This is a genomic window from Paracoccus sp. KKT209 (genome assembly GCF_055635455.1).
In genome coordinates, this window is the sequence record NZ_CM145758.1 from 520,885 (window position 1) to 535,019 (window position 14,135).

23 protein-coding genes are annotated in these 14,135 nt (G+C 63.8%); 22 read left to right on the plus strand and 1 reads right to left on the minus strand.

Annotation, left to right across the window (positions count from 1 at the left end):
- Positions 1–5: 5 nt before the first annotated feature.
- The 12 genes from rplP to rpmD all read left to right on the plus strand — a co-directional run bounded on the left by rplP (position 6) and on the right by rpmD (position 4,951).
- Positions 6–419 carry a 50S ribosomal protein L16 gene (gene rplP / locus ACZ2G3_RS02620; protein WP_111299675.1) on the plus strand — a complete coding sequence of 138 codons (414 nt, stop codon included), beginning with the start codon at positions 6–8 and terminating at the stop codon, positions 417–419.
- 214 nt (positions 420–633) lie between these two features.
- Positions 634–840 carry a 50S ribosomal protein L29 gene (gene rpmC, locus ACZ2G3_RS02625; RefSeq protein ID WP_419271407.1) on the plus strand — a complete coding sequence of 69 codons (207 nt, stop codon included), beginning with the start codon at positions 634–636 and terminating at the stop codon, positions 838–840.
- 12 nt (positions 841–852) lie between these two features.
- Positions 853–1,098 (plus strand): 30S ribosomal protein S17, encoded by a 246-nt coding sequence (gene rpsQ, locus ACZ2G3_RS02630; RefSeq protein ID WP_419271406.1) that lies wholly within the window; start codon positions 853–855, stop codon positions 1,096–1,098.
- Between the two features lie 76 nt (positions 1,099–1,174).
- A complete protein-coding gene (rplN, locus tag ACZ2G3_RS02635) occupies positions 1,175–1,543 on the plus strand; it encodes a 50S ribosomal protein L14 (RefSeq protein ID WP_022708219.1) in 369 nt (122 codons plus the stop codon).
- Positions 1,543–1,848: a 50S ribosomal protein L24 gene (gene rplX, locus ACZ2G3_RS02640; protein WP_111299679.1), complete on the plus strand. Its 306-nt coding sequence runs from the start codon at positions 1,543–1,545 to the stop codon at positions 1,846–1,848. The genes rplN and rplX overlap by 1 nt, the downstream gene beginning before the upstream one ends.
- Positions 1,848–2,408: a 50S ribosomal protein L5 gene (gene rplE / locus ACZ2G3_RS02645; RefSeq protein WP_419271405.1), complete on the plus strand. Its 561-nt coding sequence runs from the start codon at positions 1,848–1,850 to the stop codon at positions 2,406–2,408. Before rplX ends, rplE begins: the two co-directional genes overlap by 1 nt.
- 19 nt (positions 2,409–2,427) lie before the next feature.
- Positions 2,428–2,733: a 30S ribosomal protein S14 gene (gene rpsN / locus ACZ2G3_RS02650; RefSeq protein WP_419271404.1), complete on the plus strand. Its 306-nt coding sequence runs from the start codon at positions 2,428–2,430 to the stop codon at positions 2,731–2,733.
- Between the two features lie 16 nt (positions 2,734–2,749).
- The gene (rpsH, locus tag ACZ2G3_RS02655) at positions 2,750–3,142 is read left to right on the plus strand and encodes a 30S ribosomal protein S8 (protein ID WP_419271403.1); all 393 of its coding nucleotides are present in this window, start codon (positions 2,750–2,752) and stop codon (positions 3,140–3,142) included.
- Between the two features lie 10 nt (positions 3,143–3,152).
- Positions 3,153–3,686 (plus strand): 50S ribosomal protein L6, encoded by a 534-nt coding sequence (rplF, locus tag ACZ2G3_RS02660; protein ID WP_419271402.1) that lies wholly within the window; start codon positions 3,153–3,155, stop codon positions 3,684–3,686.
- A gap of 12 nt (positions 3,687–3,698) precedes the next feature.
- Entirely contained in the window at positions 3,699–4,058 is a 360-nt protein-coding gene (rplR, locus tag ACZ2G3_RS02665) for a 50S ribosomal protein L18 (protein WP_111299683.1), read from the plus strand.
- A 116-nt stretch (positions 4,059–4,174) separates the two neighbouring features.
- Entirely contained in the window at positions 4,175–4,753 is a 579-nt protein-coding gene (gene rpsE, locus ACZ2G3_RS02670; RefSeq protein WP_419271401.1) for a 30S ribosomal protein S5, read from the plus strand.
- 9 nt (positions 4,754–4,762) lie between these two features.
- Positions 4,763–4,951: a 50S ribosomal protein L30 gene (gene rpmD, locus ACZ2G3_RS02675; protein ID WP_111299685.1), complete on the plus strand. Its 189-nt coding sequence runs from the start codon at positions 4,763–4,765 to the stop codon at positions 4,949–4,951.
- Positions 4,952–5,029: 78 nt separating this feature from the next.
- Here rpmD and ACZ2G3_RS02680 read toward each other — a convergent pair whose 3' ends face one another.
- Positions 5,030–5,650, minus strand: a complete 621-nt coding sequence (locus ACZ2G3_RS02680) for a hypothetical protein (protein ID WP_470397472.1) — start codon at positions 5,648–5,650, stop codon at positions 5,030–5,032.
- Positions 5,651–5,886: 236 nt separating this feature from the next.
- Here ACZ2G3_RS02680 and rplO point away from each other — a divergent pair, with 236 nt between their 5' ends.
- The 10 genes from rplO (at position 5,887) to ACZ2G3_RS02730 (ending at position 14,131) form a co-directional block, all read left to right on the plus strand.
- Positions 5,887–6,363, plus strand: a complete 477-nt coding sequence (gene rplO / locus ACZ2G3_RS02685) for a 50S ribosomal protein L15 (RefSeq protein WP_470397474.1) — start codon at positions 5,887–5,889, stop codon at positions 6,361–6,363.
- Positions 6,364–6,473: 110 nt separating this feature from the next.
- Positions 6,474–7,844, plus strand: a complete 1,371-nt coding sequence (gene secY, locus ACZ2G3_RS02690; protein ID WP_470397476.1) for a preprotein translocase subunit SecY — start codon at positions 6,474–6,476, stop codon at positions 7,842–7,844.
- 85 nt (positions 7,845–7,929) lie between these two features.
- Positions 7,930–8,592, plus strand: a complete 663-nt coding sequence (locus tag ACZ2G3_RS02695; RefSeq protein ID WP_470397478.1) for an adenylate kinase — start codon at positions 7,930–7,932, stop codon at positions 8,590–8,592.
- A gap of 154 nt (positions 8,593–8,746) precedes the next feature.
- On the plus strand, positions 8,747–9,115 hold the full coding sequence (rpsM, locus tag ACZ2G3_RS02700) for a 30S ribosomal protein S13 (protein WP_111299690.1): 369 nt from the start codon (positions 8,747–8,749) through the stop codon (positions 9,113–9,115).
- A 12-nt stretch (positions 9,116–9,127) separates the two neighbouring features.
- Positions 9,128–9,517 carry a 30S ribosomal protein S11 gene (rpsK, locus tag ACZ2G3_RS02705; protein WP_111299691.1) on the plus strand — a complete coding sequence of 130 codons (390 nt, stop codon included), beginning with the start codon at positions 9,128–9,130 and terminating at the stop codon, positions 9,515–9,517.
- A gap of 117 nt (positions 9,518–9,634) precedes the next feature.
- Positions 9,635–10,651, plus strand: a complete 1,017-nt coding sequence (locus tag ACZ2G3_RS02710; RefSeq protein WP_111299692.1) for a DNA-directed RNA polymerase subunit alpha — start codon at positions 9,635–9,637, stop codon at positions 10,649–10,651.
- A 113-nt stretch (positions 10,652–10,764) separates the two neighbouring features.
- Positions 10,765–11,184, plus strand: coding sequence for a 50S ribosomal protein L17 (gene rplQ, locus ACZ2G3_RS02715; protein WP_111299693.1), 420 nt, complete (start codon positions 10,765–10,767; stop codon positions 11,182–11,184).
- Positions 11,185–11,488: 304 nt separating this feature from the next.
- Positions 11,489–12,100, plus strand: coding sequence for a helix-turn-helix transcriptional regulator (locus ACZ2G3_RS02720; RefSeq protein WP_419271396.1), 612 nt, complete (start codon positions 11,489–11,491; stop codon positions 12,098–12,100).
- A 62-nt stretch (positions 12,101–12,162) separates the two neighbouring features.
- Positions 12,163–12,753, plus strand: a complete 591-nt coding sequence (locus ACZ2G3_RS02725) for an acyl-homoserine-lactone synthase (RefSeq protein WP_419271395.1) — start codon at positions 12,163–12,165, stop codon at positions 12,751–12,753.
- A 61-nt stretch (positions 12,754–12,814) separates the two neighbouring features.
- The gene (locus tag ACZ2G3_RS02730; RefSeq protein WP_419271394.1) at positions 12,815–14,131 is read left to right on the plus strand and encodes a replication-associated recombination protein A; all 1,317 of its coding nucleotides are present in this window, start codon (positions 12,815–12,817) and stop codon (positions 14,129–14,131) included.
- The last annotated feature ends 4 nt before the right edge of the window (positions 14,132–14,135 follow it).

Below are 14,135 nucleotides of genomic sequence, written 5' to 3' on the forward strand. Positions count from 1 at the left end.
AGAACATGCTGCAACCGAAACGGACGAAGTTCCGCAAACAGCACAAGGGCCGGATCCATGGCGAAGCCAAGGGCGGGTTCGACCTGAACTTTGGTTCCTTCGCGCTGAAGGCCACCGAGCCGGAGCGTGTGACGGCCCGCCAGATCGAGGCGGCCCGCCGCGCGATCACCCGTCACATGAAGCGTCAGGGCCGGGTCTGGATCCGGATCTTCCCGGACGTCCCGGTCTCGTCGAAGCCCACCGAAGTCCGGATGGGTAAGGGCAAGGGGTCGGTCGACTTCTGGGCCGCCCGCGTCCACCCGGGCCGGATCATGTTCGAGATCGACGGCGTCAGCGACACCATCGCCCGTGAGGCCCTGCGTCTCGGCGCGATGAAGCTGCCGGTCCTGACGCGCATCGTCGCGCGCGAAGACTGGTAAGCCGTCCAGGCGAACGGCCCCGCGACCTGCGCGGGCCGAAGACATCGGCCCCGTCGAGCGATCGGCGGGGCCAGCCTTTTCAGGCCCCGGCCGAAAAGGGTTGCCAAAGCCGCCCGTGACCTGTATGGGCAGGCCTTCGTCATGAAACTCCACCGGAATCAGGGTGGCCCTGGATGCCAGGGGCTCTCCGGTGATGTTGAAAGGAAGAAGCGTCATGGACGCCACTGAACTGAAGTCGAAGACGCCCGACCAGCTGAAGGATCAGCTGGTTGCGCTGAAGAAGGAAGCGTTCAACCTGCGCTTCCAGCAGGCCACCGGCCAGCTCGAGAACACCGCCCGCATGCGCGCCGTCCGCCGTGACGTCGCCCGCGTGAAGACGATTCTGAACCAGAAAGCGGCCGACGCCGCGGCCTCGAACTAAGGAGCCCGGTCCATGCCCAAACGCATTCTGCAAGGCCGCGTCACCAGCGACAAGAACGAACAGACCATCACCGTTCTGGTCGAGCGCCGCTTCAAGCACCCGCTGCTGCACAAGACTGTGCGGTCGTCCAAGAAATACCGCGCGCATGACGCGCAGAACCAGTTCAAGATCGGTGATCTCGTTCGCATCGTCGAATGTGCCCCGATCTCGAAGACGAAACGCTGGACTGTCCTGACGGACGAAGCTGCTTCGGCATAAGTCCATCATCACAGATCAGAAATGATCGAAACCCTGGGGCCGCTGCTGGCGGTCTCCAAAGGTCGGGAGAAACCAAATGATCCAGATGCAGACCAATCTGGATGTTGCTGACAACTCCGGCGCTCGCCGGGTTCAGTGCATCAAGGTCCTGGGTGGTTCGCACCGTCGCTATGCGTCGGTGGGCGACATCATCGTCGTGTCCGTCAAGGAAGCCATCCCGCGGGGCCGGGTCAAGAAAGGTGACGTCCGCAAGGCCGTCGTCGTCCGCACCGCGAAAGAAGTGAACCGTGAAGACGGCACCTCAATCCGCTTCGACCGCAATGCCGCCGTCATCCTGAACAACCAGGGCGAACCGGTCGGCACCCGTATCTTCGGGCCGGTCGTGCGCGAGCTGCGGGCCAAGAACTTCATGAAGATCATCTCGCTTGCGCCGGAGGTGCTGTGATGGCTGCCAAGCTGAAAAAAGGCGACAAGGTCGTCGTTCTGGCCGGCAAGGACAAGGGCAAGCAGGGTGAGATCGCCGCTGTCATGCCCAAGGACAACAAGGCCATCGTGGAAGGCGTGAACGTCGCCATCCGCCACACCCGGCAGTCGCAGAACAGCCAGGGCGGTCGTGTGCCGAAGGCCATGCCGATCGACCTGTCGAACCTGGCGCTGATGGACAAGGACGGCAAAGCGACCCGCGTCGGCTTCCGCATGGAAGACGGCAAGAAGGTCCGTTTCGCCAAGACCACGGGAGACGTGATCTGATGCTGGACGCCACCAAGTACACGCCCCGCCTGCGCGCGGAATTCCGTGACAAGATCCGCGCCGCGCTGAAGGAAGAGTTCGGTTACTCGAACGACATGCAGATCCCGCGTCTGGACAAGATCGTCCTGAACATGGGCGTCGGCGAAGCCGTCAAGGACACCAAGAAGGTCAAGCAGGCCGCTGAAGAGCTGTCGCTGATCGCCGGTCAGAAGGCTGTCATCACGCATGCCAAGAAGTCGATCGCCGGCTTCCGCGTTCGTGAAGAAATGCCGCTCGGCTGCAAGGTGACCCTGCGCGGCGACCGCATGTACGAGTTCCTGGACCGCCTGATCAACATCGCACTGCCGCGCGTCCGCGACTTCCGCGGCGTCAAGGGTTCGTCCTTCGACGGCCGTGGCAATTATGCGATGGGCCTGAAAGAACACATCGTGTTCCCGGAGATCAACTTCGACAAGGTCGACGAAGTTCTGGGGATGGACATCATCATCTGCACCAACGCGAAGACCGACGCGGAAGCGAAGTCGCTGTTGAAGCATTTCAACATGCCGTTCACCAGCTGATCGCGGAGGGAAAGAAGATATGGCAAAGAAATCCATGATCGAGCGCGAGAAGAAGCGCGAGCGTCTGGTCCAGCAGTACGCTGCAAAGCGTGCTGAACTGAACGAGGTCATCCATGACCAGTCCCGTCCGATGGAAGAGCGCTTCAAGGCCACGCTGAAGCTGGCCGAACTGCCGCGCAACTCGTCGGCCGTGCGTCTGCACAACCGGTGCCAACTGACCGGTCGTCCGCACGCGTATTACCGCAAACTGAAACTGTCGCGGATCATGCTGCGCGAGCTGGGCTCGCAAGGTCAGATCCCCGGCCTGGTCAAGTCCAGCTGGTAAGGGGGAACAGGGAATGATGAACGATCCTCTCGGCGATATGCTGACCCGCATCCGCAATGCGCAGATGCGCGGCAAATCGACCGTCCGCACCCCCGCCTCCAAGCTGCGTGCCTGGGTTCTGGACGTGCTGAAGAACGAAGGTTACATCCGCGGCTACGAGGAAGTGACCACCGATGCCGGCCACAAGGAGCTGGAAATCGGGCTGAAGTACCACGACGGCACCCCGGTCATCCGGGAACTGTCGCGCGTGTCGAAGCCTGGTCGCCGCGTCTATGCCGGTGCCAAGGAAATCCCGCAGGTCCGTCAGGGTCTGGGCGTCTCGATCGTCTCGACTCCCAAGGGCGTCATGTCGGATGCAGCGGCTCGCACTGCCAATGTTGGCGGTGAAGTCCTCTGCACCGTGTTCTAAGGAGGGCAGAATGTCTCGGATTGGTAAGAAGCCGGTCGAACTGCCCCAGGGCGTGACGGCCGAGATCAAGGGTCAGACCATTGAAGTGAAGGGCCCGAAAGGGACCCGCAGCTTCACGGCGACCGACGATGTGGACCTGGTGCTGGAAGACGGCTCCGTCGCGGTCAAGCCGCGCGGCGCCTCCAAGCGCGCGCGCCAGCAGTGGGGGATGACCCGCTCGATGATCGAGAACCTGACGACCGGCGTGTCGACGGGCTTCAAGAAAGAGCTGGAGATCCAGGGCGTGGGTTACCGCGCCACGATGCAGGGCAATGTCCTGAAGCTGGCTCTGGGCTATTCGCACGACGTGAACTTCGAGGTGCCGCAGGGCGTCACGATCACGGCGCCGAAGCAGACCGAAATCGTTGTGGAAGGCATCGACCAGCAGCTGGTTGGTCAGGTTGCCGCGAACATCCGCGAGTGGCGCCGCCCCGAGCCCTACAAGGGCAAGGGCATCCGCTACAAGGGCGAGTATGTCTTCCGCAAGGAAGGCAAGAAGAAGTAAGGGGCGCATGAAATGGCACTGAAAAAGCAAGAGCTGTTCCAGAAGCGCCGCCTGCGCGTGCGGAACAAACTGCGGGCTATGTCGAACGGCCGCCCGCGGCTGTCGGTTCACCGGTCTTCGAAGAACATCTCGGTTCAGGTCATCGACGACCTGAACGGCGTGACCCTGGCCTCGGCCAGCACGCTGGAGAAGGACTTTGGTCTGGTGGGCAAGAACAATGTCGAGGCCGCGGCCAAGATCGGTTCGGCGATCGCCGAGCGTGCGAAGGCTGCCGGCGTGGAAGAAGTCGTCTTCGACCGCGGCGGCTTCATCTTCCACGGCAAGATCAAGGCCTTGGCCGAGGCAGCGCGCGAAGGCGGGCTGAAGTTCTGATCCTGCGGGCGGCGTCTGCGCCGCCCCGATGATCCGGGGACCCGCGGCCCTGTCGCGGGTCCACCTGGATTGACATAATGGGCGCGTTCGGCGCGCCACCTTACAAGGAATGCCTCATGGCAGAACGTGACAACCGCCGGGGTCGCCGCGAAGAGCGCGAAGAGAACCCGGAATTCCAAGATCGCCTTGTTGCGATCAACCGCGTGTCGAAGACCGTTAAGGGTGGCAAGCGCTTCGGCTTTGCAGCTCTGGTCGTCGTGGGCGACCAGCGTGGCCGCGTTGGCTTCGGCAAGGGCAAGGCCAAGGAGGTCCCCGAGGCGATCCGCAAGGCCACCGAGCAGGCCAAGCGCAGCCTGGTCCGCGTCCCGCTGCGTGACGGCCGCACCCTGCACCATGACATCGAAGGTCGTCATGGCGCCGGCAAGGTGATCATGCGCACCGCCGTTCCGGGCACCGGCATCATCGCCGGCGGTCCGATGCGCGCCGTGTTCGAGATGCTGGGCGTCCAGGACGTCGTGGCCAAGTCGCAGGGGTCGCAGAACCCCTACAACATGATCCGGGCCACGCTGGACGGTCTGAAGAAGGAATCGAGCCCCCGTTCGGTCGCGCAGCGTCGCGGCAAGAAGGTGGCCGACATCCTGCCCTCGGCCCCCAATTCGGGCGACAAGCCGGCTGACGCCGCTGTCGAAGCGTAAGGAGCAAGACTGATGGCAACCATCGTCGTGAAGCAGATCGGTTCTCCGATCCGTCGCCCTGCCGACCAGCGTGCCACGCTGAAGGGCTTGGGCCTGAACAAGATGAACCGCACGCGGGAGCTGGAGGACACTCCGTCCGTGCGCGGCATGGTCAACAAGATCCCGCATCTGGTGACCATCATCGAAGAAAAGAACTGAGCTAATTGGCTTGGTGACAGAGACGCCCCGCGAAAGCGGGGCGTTTTGCATTCCGGCGGGCAAGGGCAGCGGCAGGGGTTATTCGCCTTCGTGGCAGGCATAGAGCGTGCCGCCCACGGCCACGACCGACACGGCCGCGCCCGTCAGCAGCACCGGCGAGGCGGCCACCGCCGCCGCCGCGCCGCCGAGCGAGGCCAGCGCGCCCGAGATCGCGGTTCCGGTGCCGCTGAGGATCACCGCCCCTGATCCGTCCGGCAGGGCCTGCAGCCCCTGGACCGAGCGACGGGCCGCCGCCGAGGTCAGCGCGCCGGCGGCGCCTGTCGTCTGGTTCACCCGGTTGCAGACGGATCGGGAGGCCTGCCTGCAGCGGCCCCAGGCATCGCGCGGCCCGAGGTCGTAGCCTGCGACCGATTCGCTTTCGGCATCGAAGCGCAGGCAGAAGGGCAGGCGCTCCTCGTCGCTCAGTTCCGGCGTCAGGCTGCGCAGCACGACATAGCTGGGGCAGTCGTGACGGCCCCATCGCGTCGCCAGCAGTTCGCGGCGCGAATAGGTGTCGCCAAGCCGGGCTTCGTCTTTGTCATAGCCCAGGACCACGTCCTTGGCATTGATGCGGGCGGTGCAGAGCGTCGGTTCGGCACCCAACGAGGCGGTGGCGGCCAGGAACAGGAGGGCGGCAGGAAGAACTCGCGGTAGGGTCATGGCGGTCTCGGTTGTGAAGCGTGCTGCCCCCGGCCTAACAAGCCGCGCGCCGCGCTCAAGACACAAACCGGTGTGACGGCCTCAGGGTGAGGCGGCCGTGCTTTTCGCATCGCTTGAAAGCTGCGGGATTTGGGCGTATAGGGCGCCGGTGCCGACCGGTACACCGACTCAAGAACCAATAAATGCCGTGGCCCCCTGTTTCGCTTCGAGGGTGCGTCCGGCGAAGGAGAAGCGATATGAAACTGCATGAAATCCGCGACAACGAAGGCGCCAACCGCAAGAAGAAGCGCGTGGCGCGTGGTCCCGGCTCGGGCAAGGGCAAGACCGCCGGCCGGGGTATCAAGGGCCAGAACTCGCGTTCGGGCGTTGCGCTGAACGGTTACGAAGGCGGCCAGATGCCGCTCTATCGCCGCCTGCCCAAGCGCGGCTTCACCAAGCCGAACGCCAAGTCCTTCGCCGTCGTGAACCTGGGCCAGATCCAGGGCTTCATCGATGCGGGCAAGATCGACGGCTCGGCCGAACTGACGGAAGATGCGCTGGTCGCCTCGGGCCTGGTGCGCCGCAAGCTGGACGGCATCCGTCTGCTGGCGAAGGGCGAACTGAAGTCCGGCCTGACAATCGTCGTCACCGGCGCCTCGAAGGCGGCCGTCGAGGCGGTCGAGAAGCTCGGCGGCAAGGTCACGCTGCCCGCAGTCGCGGCGTCGGCCGAATAAGCTGTTGATCGGGGCTTTCCCGCCCCATAGATAGCATCTAGGTTTTCAGGCGCCGCCGGTCCCCGCGAAAACGGGTCGGCGGCGCTGTCATGACACGGGACGGACTTCATATGGCGTCAGCCGCAGAACAGATGGCCGCGAACCTCTCTTGGGGGCAGCTCGGAAAGGCCACGGAACTTCGCCAGAGGATCTGGTTCACGATCGGCGTGCTGATCATGTATCGCCTCGGGACCTATATTCCCGTCCCGGGCATCGACGGGGCGGCGCTGCGCAACTTCATGGACCAGGCCCAGTCCGGCATCGGCGGCATGCTGTCGATGTTCACCGGCGGCGCCCTTGGCCGCATGGGCGTCTTTGCCCTGGGCATCATGCCCTATATCTCGGCCTCGATCATCGTGCAGCTGCTGACCTCGATGGTCCCGTCGCTGGAGCAGCTGAAGAAGGAAGGCGAGCAGGGCCGCAAGAAGATCAACCAGTACACCCGCTACGGCACGGTCGCGCTGGCGCTGTTCCAGGCCTATGGTCTGGCCCGCAGCCTCGAGGCCGGGGGCCTCGCGCATGAGGCCGGGCTGTTCTTCCAAGCCTCCGTGGTGATCACGCTGGTCGGCGGCACCATGTTCCTGATGTGGCTGGGCGAGCAGATCACCGCCCGCGGCGTCGGCAACGGCATCTCGCTGATCATCTTCGTGGGCATTCTGGCCGAGGTGCCGGCTTCGCTGGCCAACTTCTTCCAGCAGGGCCGGACGGGCGCCATCTCGACCCCGGTCATCCTGTTCGTGATCGTCATGCTGATCGCCATCATCGCCTTCGTCGTCTTCATGGAGCGGGCGCTGCGCAAGATCCGCATCCAGTATCCGCGGCGCCAGGTCGGCATGAAGGTCTATGACGGCCAGTCCAGCCACCTGCCGGTGAAGGTGAACCCGGCCGGCGTGATCCCCGCGATCTTCGCCAGTTCGCTGCTGCTGCTGCCGATCACCATCTCGACCTTCTCGGGCAACGAGACCGGGCCGATCATGTCGGTGATCCTGGCCTATTTCGGTCCCGGTCAGCCGCTCTACCTGCTGTTCTTCGCGTCGATGATCGTGTTCTTCACCTATTTCTACACGCAGAACGTCTCGTTCAAGACTGATGACGTGGCCGACAACCTCAAGAACCAGGGCGGCTTCATTCCGGGCATCCGGCCGGGCAAGCGGACGCAGGAATATCTGGATTACGTGGTCAACCGCGTGCTGGTGATCGGCTCGGCCTATCTGGCGCTCGTCTGCCTGATGCCCGAGATCCTGCGCACGCAGCTGTCGATCCCGGTCTATCTGGGCGGCACCTCGGTGCTGATCGTGGTGTCGGTGACGATGGACACGATCAACCAGGTCCAGAGCCACCTGCTGGCCCACCAGTACGAAGGGCTGATTGAGAAATCGCAGCTGCGTGGTAAACGCAAACCCGGCACCGCCAAGCCGCGCCGCTTGCCGTCGCGACGCTGATCGGAGGCCAACTGGGTGGGCCGGTCACGGCCCGCACCGCAACAGACAAGGCCGACACAAGGGCCGACTGAGGGGGACAGACGCCATGACCATCAACATCATCCTGCTTGGCCCGCCTGGCGCCGGAAAAGGCACCCAGGCACGTCGCCTGGTCGAAGATCGGGACATGGTCCAGCTGTCGACCGGTGACATGCTGCGGGCTGCCCGCAGTTCGGGCACCGAGATGGGCAAGCGGGTGGCCGAGGTCATGGATCGCGGTCAGCTGGTCACGGACGAGATCGTCATCGGCCTGATCCGCGAGCAGCTGGCCGGCGGCGGTGCCGGCTTCATTTTCGACGGCTTTCCCCGCACGCTGGCCCAGGCCGATGCCTTGGGGCAGCTTCTGTCCGAGACCGGCATGTCGCTGGACGCGGTGATCGAGATGCAGGTCGATGACGAGGCGCTGGTGCGCCGCATCACCGGCCGCTTCACCTGCGGCAATTGCGGCGAGGTCTATCATGATCAGACCAAGCCCACCAAAGTCGAGGGCGTCTGCGACGTCTGCGGCTCCACCGATCTCAAGCGTCGCGCCGACGACAACGAGGACAGCCTCAAGACGCGGCTGCTGGAATACTACAAGAAGACGTCGCCGCTGATCGGCTACTATTACGCCAAGGACAAGCTGACCCAAGTCGACGGTCTGGCCGAGATGGACGAGGTCTCCGCCCAGATTGCGGCGGCCCTGGACGGGACCGGCGCCAAGGCTTGACCTTGACGTGATGTGCCGATAAGTCACGGCATCTCGCAAGAGAATCACCCGGTTTGCGGGTGGACCATCGATTGGCCCGAAGGCATGGCTTTCGGGCCTTGCGTTGTGAAAAAAGGTTCCGGTGCTACGGAACCGCAACTGAAAAGGAAAACGCGTGGCTCGTATTGCTGGCGTCAACATTCCGACGGGGAAACGTGTCCCCATCGCCCTGACCTATATCCACGGCATCGGTGACATGTACGCCGAACAGATCTGCGAAGGCGTCGGTATCGACCGCACGCGCCGCGTCAACGAACTGTCCGACGCCGAAGTTCTGGCCATCCGCGAATATATCGATGCCAACCTGACCGTCGAAGGCGATCTGCGCCGCGAAGTTCAGATGAACATCAAGCGCATGATGGACCTTGGTTCGTATCGTGGCCTGCGTCACCGTCGCGGCCTGCCGGTTCGCGGCCAGCGCACGCACACCAATGCCCGCACCCGCAAGGGCCCGGCGAAGCCGATCGCCGGCAAGAAGAAGTAAGGGGCAAGCGACATGGCACGTGACAAGACCCGCATGAAGCGCAAGGAACGCAAGAACATCGCCACCGGCGTTGCGCATGTGAATTCCAGCTTCAACAACACCAAGATTCTGATCTCGGACGTCCAGGGCAACGCGATCGCGTGGTCCTCGGCCGGCACCATGGGCTTCAAGGGTTCGCGCAAGTCGACCCCTTATGCCGCCCAGATGGCTGCCGAGGACGCGGCCCGCAAGGCTCAGGAACATGGCGTCCGCACCATCGACGTCGAAGTTCAGGGCCCCGGTTCGGGCCGCGAATCGGCGCTGCGCGCTCTGGCAGCCGCCGGCTTCAACATCACGGCCATCCGTGACGTGACGCCGATCGCCCATAACGGCTGCCGCCCGCCGAAGCGTCGCCGCGTCTGATCCTGGATCATTCTTGACCGGTCCGCGCGGCGATTTCGCGCGGGCCGGACTTTCGCATTTCACCTCGGGCGTTTCCGGCCTTGGTCATGGGTCGGGGACAGGTATGGAGGAAAATCCATGATCCACAAGAATTGGGCCGAACTGATCAAGCCGACCCAGCTGGTCGTCAAGCCGGGCGCCGACGCGACCCGCACCGCGACGCTGGTCGCCGAGCCGCTGGAGCGGGGCTTCGGCCTGACCCTGGGCAACGCGCTGCGCCGCGTGCTGCTGTCGTCGCTGCAGGGCGGTGCCATCACCGCCGTGCAGATCGACAATGTCCTGCACGAGTTCAGCAGCGTTGCCGGGGTCCGCGAGGACGTGACCGACATCGTGTTGAACCTGAAGGGCGTGACCCTGAAGATGGACGTCGAGGGCCCCAAGCGCCTGACGCTGTCCGCCAAGGGTCCGGGCGAGGTCAAGGCCAGCGACATCCAGGAAACCGCCGGCATCACCGTCCTGAACCGCGAGCATGTCATCTGCCATCTGGATGACGGTGCGGAACTGAACATGGAACTGACCGTGCAGACGGGCAAGGGCTATGTCGCCGCAGACAAGAACCGTCCCGAAGATGCGCCCATCGGCCTGATCCCGATCGACGCGATCTTCTCGCCGGTCAAGCGCGTCAGCTACGAAGTCCAGCCCACCCGCGAGGGCCAGGTTCTGGACTATGACAAGCTGACCATGAAGATCGAGACGGACGGTTCGCTGACGCCGGAAGACGCCGTGGCCTATGCCGCGCGCATCGTCCAGGATCAGCTGTCGGTCTTTGTCAACTTCGACGAACCCGAATCGGCCACCCGCCAGGACAGCGACGAGGGTCTGGAATTCGATCCGCGCCTGCTGAAGAAGGTGGACGAGCTGGAACTGTCGGTGCGTTCGGCCAACTGCCTGAAGAACGACAACATCGTCTATATCGGCGACCTGATCCAGAAGACCGAGGCCGAGATGCTGCGGACCCCGAACTTTGGCCGCAAGTCCTTGAACGAGATCAAGGAAGTTCTGTCGGGCATGGGCCTGCACCTGGGCATGGACGTCGTCGACTGGCCGCCGGAGAACATCGAGGACCTGGCCAAGCGGTTCGACGATCAGTTCTGATCTTTTGGCGGGGCGCCCTAAGGCGCCCCGCCGCCCTGGGCATTCCGCCCCAAGGAGAGCGGCCCGCACGCATGGGCTGCCGGACAAAGCAAAAGACGTAAAGGAGACACATCATGCGTCACGCCCGTGGCTACCGCCGCCTCAACCGCACCCATGAGCACCGCAAGGCGCTGTTCGCCAACATGGCCGGCTCGCTGATCGAGCACGAGCAGATCAAGACGACCCTGCCCAAGGCCAAGGAACTGCGTCCGATCGTCGAGAAGCTGATCACGCTGGCCAAGCGCGGCGATCTGCATGCGCGCCGCCAGGCTGATGCGCAGCTGAAGCAGGACATCCACGTCGCCAAGCTGTTCGGCGAGCTGGGCGCCCGCTACAAGGACCGTCAGGGCGGCTACGTCCGCATCCTGAAAGCCGGTTTCCGTTATGGCGACATGGCGCCAATGGCCATCATCGAACTGGTCGACCGCGATCCGTCCGCCAAGGGTGCCGCCGATCGTGCGCGCCTGGAAGCCGAAGCGGCCGCCGAGGAATAATCCCGGCCAGACCGTCCAGATGCAGGGCCCTGCCACGTCGTTCGTGGCAGGGCCCTTTGCGTATCGGGAACTTTAATGCAACTTGATCGGGTTGACGTGGCGGAATGGACAATTCTTCAGCTTCCGCGACGCTGCTCCCATCTGTATCATCGATAGACGGACTGCCCGCCCTTCGGCGGCGATTCCGGGGCGGGAGGCGCATGTATTCGAAAGAAAAATGTCGGTCGTTAACCAACTGGAAACGAAAAGAGGGCAAAGCTACATTCGTCGTTGACCGAAACAATTTCAATTTGTCTAAAAAGCCATGTCATCACGCGCAGACATAAACGCCGGTCTACGAACTCTCGGCAAGATTGCCTTGTCGGGGTATTTCGTCGGGCTGCACATCCGTTTCGCTGCGCCCCTGATGCAATTCCAGACCTATGCCGAGGAATGGTCCGAGTTCTATTCCCAGAACGGCTATGCACTGCGCGATCCGACGATCGCCTGGGGCTTTTCAACGACTGGCGCCTGCAGATGGTCGGCGCTGCCTATTCCTGACCCGTTCAACATCCTCAAGGATGCGGCGGCCCATGGCCTGATCTTCGGGCTGACGGTGTCGCACGGGCCCATCGCGTCCCGGACGATCGCCTCGTTCGCCCGCGGAGATCGCGAATTTACCGATGCCGAGATCCAGGAGATCTCGACCACAGTCTGGCGGCTTCACGAGATGACGGAGCCTCCGGCGAGCCTGACCAAGGCTCAGAAAGAAGCCCTTCGATGCATTGCGGAGGGTGACCGTCATGCAGCAGCGGCTGCCAAGCTTGGCATTACCGAAAGCGCGTTCAAGGCAAGATTGATTTCCGTCCGGGAGCGTCTGAAGGCGCGGACGACTGCCGAGGCGCTCCAGAGGGCCAAGGAGTACCGGTTGCTGTAGATGTTGTCGCCCGAGGGGGGCCGCGAGGCGTGGAGGGTGCCCTCACACCCCAGGAGTAGCAAATGCAGACAACCACATTGTCTTTTTCGAACTTACATAACCATGGCGAATTGTTTGCCAATTTGTTCCGCGCCCGCAAGCAGAGCTTCATCATCCAGAAGAACTGGGATCTGCCCGAAGCGGAGGACATGGAATTCGACCAGTACGACACCCCCCAGAGTCGCTGGATCGCCATCCATGACATGGGCGAGGTTCTGGCCGGCATCCGGCTGACCCCCACGATCGCGCGCTGCGGGATCTATTCCTACATGATCCGGGATGCGCAGGAAGGCATCTTGGGAGGCTCTATCCCGCAGGATCTGCTTTATGACAAGGCGCCGGTCGATCCCCATGTCTGGGAATGCTCGCGGGTCTTCGTCAGCCATTCGATCCCGCAGATGTATCGCCGCAAGGTGCATTTCAAGATGGTCGAGGCGATGACCAGCTCGGCGCGCGACATGGGCGCCACCAAGCTGATCGCGCTGACCGGCGCGAACTGGCCGCGCTGGTACGGGCGCTGCGGGCTGGAGGCCGAGGCCCTGGGTCGCGAACTTTGGATTGACGACGCTAATTTTCAATGCGTGGCCATCGATCTGGCCGGCAAGATGCATTAACCGCAAACGCCCGTCGAACAGGGCTGTTGCAGATGCCGGGCCGCGCCTAGAATGGGCTGCCATGGCTGATCTTTTCGACACCAACCCGCCACCGAAGCCCCCGTCCGCGACGGGGGTCAGGCCCTTGGCCGACCGCATCAGGCCCGCGCGTCTGTCCGAGGTGATCGGGCAGGGCAGGGTGCTGGGGCCGGATGGGCCCTTGGGCGGCATGCTGGCCTCGGGCAGCCTGTCCTCGCTGATCCTCTGGGGGCCTCCCGGCGTGGGCAAGACCACCATCGCCCGCCTGCTGGCGGACGAGACCGATCTGGCCTTCGTTCAGATCAGCGCGATCTTCACCGGGGTTCCCGAACTCCGCAAGGTGTTCGACGCGGCCAAGCTGCGCCGCCAGCAGGGCCGTGCGACCCTGCTCTTCGTCGATGAGATCCACCGCTTCAACAAGGCGCAGCAGGACAGCTTTCTGCCGCATATGGAGGATGGCACGATCCTGCTGGTCGGTGCCACGACGGAAAACCCGTCCTTCGAACTGAACGCGGCGCTCTTGTCCCGCGCCCAAGTGATCGTGCTGGAGCGCCTGTCGCTGGCCGATCTGGAGCTGCTGGCGCAACGGGCCGAGCGCGAACTGGACCGCAAGCTGCCGCTGACCGCCGAGGCCCGGGAGGCCCTGTTGGAGATGGCGGACGGCGACGGCCGCGCCGCGCTGAACCTGATCGAGCAGGTCGCCGCCTGGAAGACCGAGGCCAGGATCGATCCCGACATGCTGGCGCAGCGGCTGATGAAGCGCGCGGCGAAATACGACAAGTCGGGGGATGAGCATTACAACCTGATCTCGGCCCTGCACAAATCGGTGCGCGGCAGCGATCCGGACGCGGCCCTGTACTGGCTGGCACGGATGCTGGAGGGGGGCGAGGACCCGCGCTATCTGGCGCGCCGCATCACCCGGATGGCGATCGAGGATATCGGGCTGGCGGACCCCGCCGCCGCGCGCCACTGCCTGGATGCTTGGGCGCTCTATGAACGCTTGGGCAGCCCTGAAGGGGAACTGGCCTTGGGGCAGGCCGTCATCTACCTGGCGCTGGCCCCGAAATCCAACGCCGGCTATGCCGCCTACAAGAACGCCCGCGCCGAGGCGCGGCGCACCGGCAGCCTGATGCCCCCCGCCCATATCCTGAACGCGCCCACCAAGATGATGAAGGACCAGGGCTATGGCGCGGGCTATGCCTATGACCACGATGCCGAGGACGGGTTCAGCGGCCAGAACTATTTTCCCGACGGGCTGAAGCGCCCGGTCCTTTACACGCCGGTCGAGCGCGGCTTTGAGCGCGAGCTGAAGCGCCGCCTGGACTGGTTCGTGCAGCAGCGGCTGAAGCGCGGCGGTTGACTTT

Excerpts from the sequence above, each read along its gene's own strand:
- rplX (WP_111299679.1), top strand. The coding sequence starts at position 1,543 with ATGGCTGCCAAGCTGAAAAAAGGCGACAAGGTCGTCGTTCTGGCCGGC.
- rplR (WP_111299683.1), top strand. The coding sequence starts at position 3,699 with ATGGCACTGAAAAAGCAAGAGCTGTTCCAGAAGCGCCGCCTGCGCGTG.
- rplE (WP_419271405.1), top strand. The coding sequence starts at position 1,848 with ATGCTGGACGCCACCAAGTACACGCCCCGCCTGCGCGCGGAATTCCGT.
- rplQ (WP_111299693.1), top strand. The coding sequence starts at position 10,765 with ATGCGTCACGCCCGTGGCTACCGCCGCCTCAACCGCACCCATGAGCAC.
- rplN (WP_022708219.1), top strand. The coding sequence starts at position 1,175 with ATGATCCAGATGCAGACCAATCTGGATGTTGCTGACAACTCCGGCGCT.
- ACZ2G3_RS02680 (WP_470397472.1), bottom strand. The coding sequence starts at position 5,650 with ATGACCCTACCGCGAGTTCTTCCTGCCGCCCTCCTGTTCCTGGCCGCC.
- rpsE (WP_419271401.1), top strand. The coding sequence starts at position 4,175 with ATGGCAGAACGTGACAACCGCCGGGGTCGCCGCGAAGAGCGCGAAGAG.
- rplF (WP_419271402.1), top strand. The coding sequence starts at position 3,153 with ATGTCTCGGATTGGTAAGAAGCCGGTCGAACTGCCCCAGGGCGTGACG.
- ACZ2G3_RS02695 (WP_470397478.1), top strand. The coding sequence starts at position 7,930 with ATGACCATCAACATCATCCTGCTTGGCCCGCCTGGCGCCGGAAAAGGC.
- ACZ2G3_RS02710 (WP_111299692.1), top strand. The coding sequence starts at position 9,635 with ATGATCCACAAGAATTGGGCCGAACTGATCAAGCCGACCCAGCTGGTC.
- ACZ2G3_RS02725 (WP_419271395.1), top strand. The coding sequence starts at position 12,163 with ATGCAGACAACCACATTGTCTTTTTCGAACTTACATAACCATGGCGAA.
- rplO (WP_470397474.1), top strand. The coding sequence starts at position 5,887 with ATGAAACTGCATGAAATCCGCGACAACGAAGGCGCCAACCGCAAGAAG.
- ACZ2G3_RS02730 (WP_419271394.1), top strand. The coding sequence starts at position 12,815 with ATGGCTGATCTTTTCGACACCAACCCGCCACCGAAGCCCCCGTCCGCG.
- rpmC (WP_419271407.1), top strand. The coding sequence starts at position 634 with ATGGACGCCACTGAACTGAAGTCGAAGACGCCCGACCAGCTGAAGGAT.
- rpsN (WP_419271404.1), top strand. The coding sequence starts at position 2,428 with ATGGCAAAGAAATCCATGATCGAGCGCGAGAAGAAGCGCGAGCGTCTG.
- rpsQ (WP_419271406.1), top strand. The coding sequence starts at position 853 with ATGCCCAAACGCATTCTGCAAGGCCGCGTCACCAGCGACAAGAACGAA.
- secY (WP_470397476.1), top strand. The coding sequence starts at position 6,474 with ATGGCGTCAGCCGCAGAACAGATGGCCGCGAACCTCTCTTGGGGGCAG.
- ACZ2G3_RS02720 (WP_419271396.1), top strand. The coding sequence starts at position 11,489 with ATGTCATCACGCGCAGACATAAACGCCGGTCTACGAACTCTCGGCAAG.
- rpsH (WP_419271403.1), top strand. The coding sequence starts at position 2,750 with ATGAACGATCCTCTCGGCGATATGCTGACCCGCATCCGCAATGCGCAG.
- rplP (WP_111299675.1), top strand. The coding sequence starts at position 6 with ATGCTGCAACCGAAACGGACGAAGTTCCGCAAACAGCACAAGGGCCGG.
- rpsK (WP_111299691.1), top strand. The coding sequence starts at position 9,128 with ATGGCACGTGACAAGACCCGCATGAAGCGCAAGGAACGCAAGAACATC.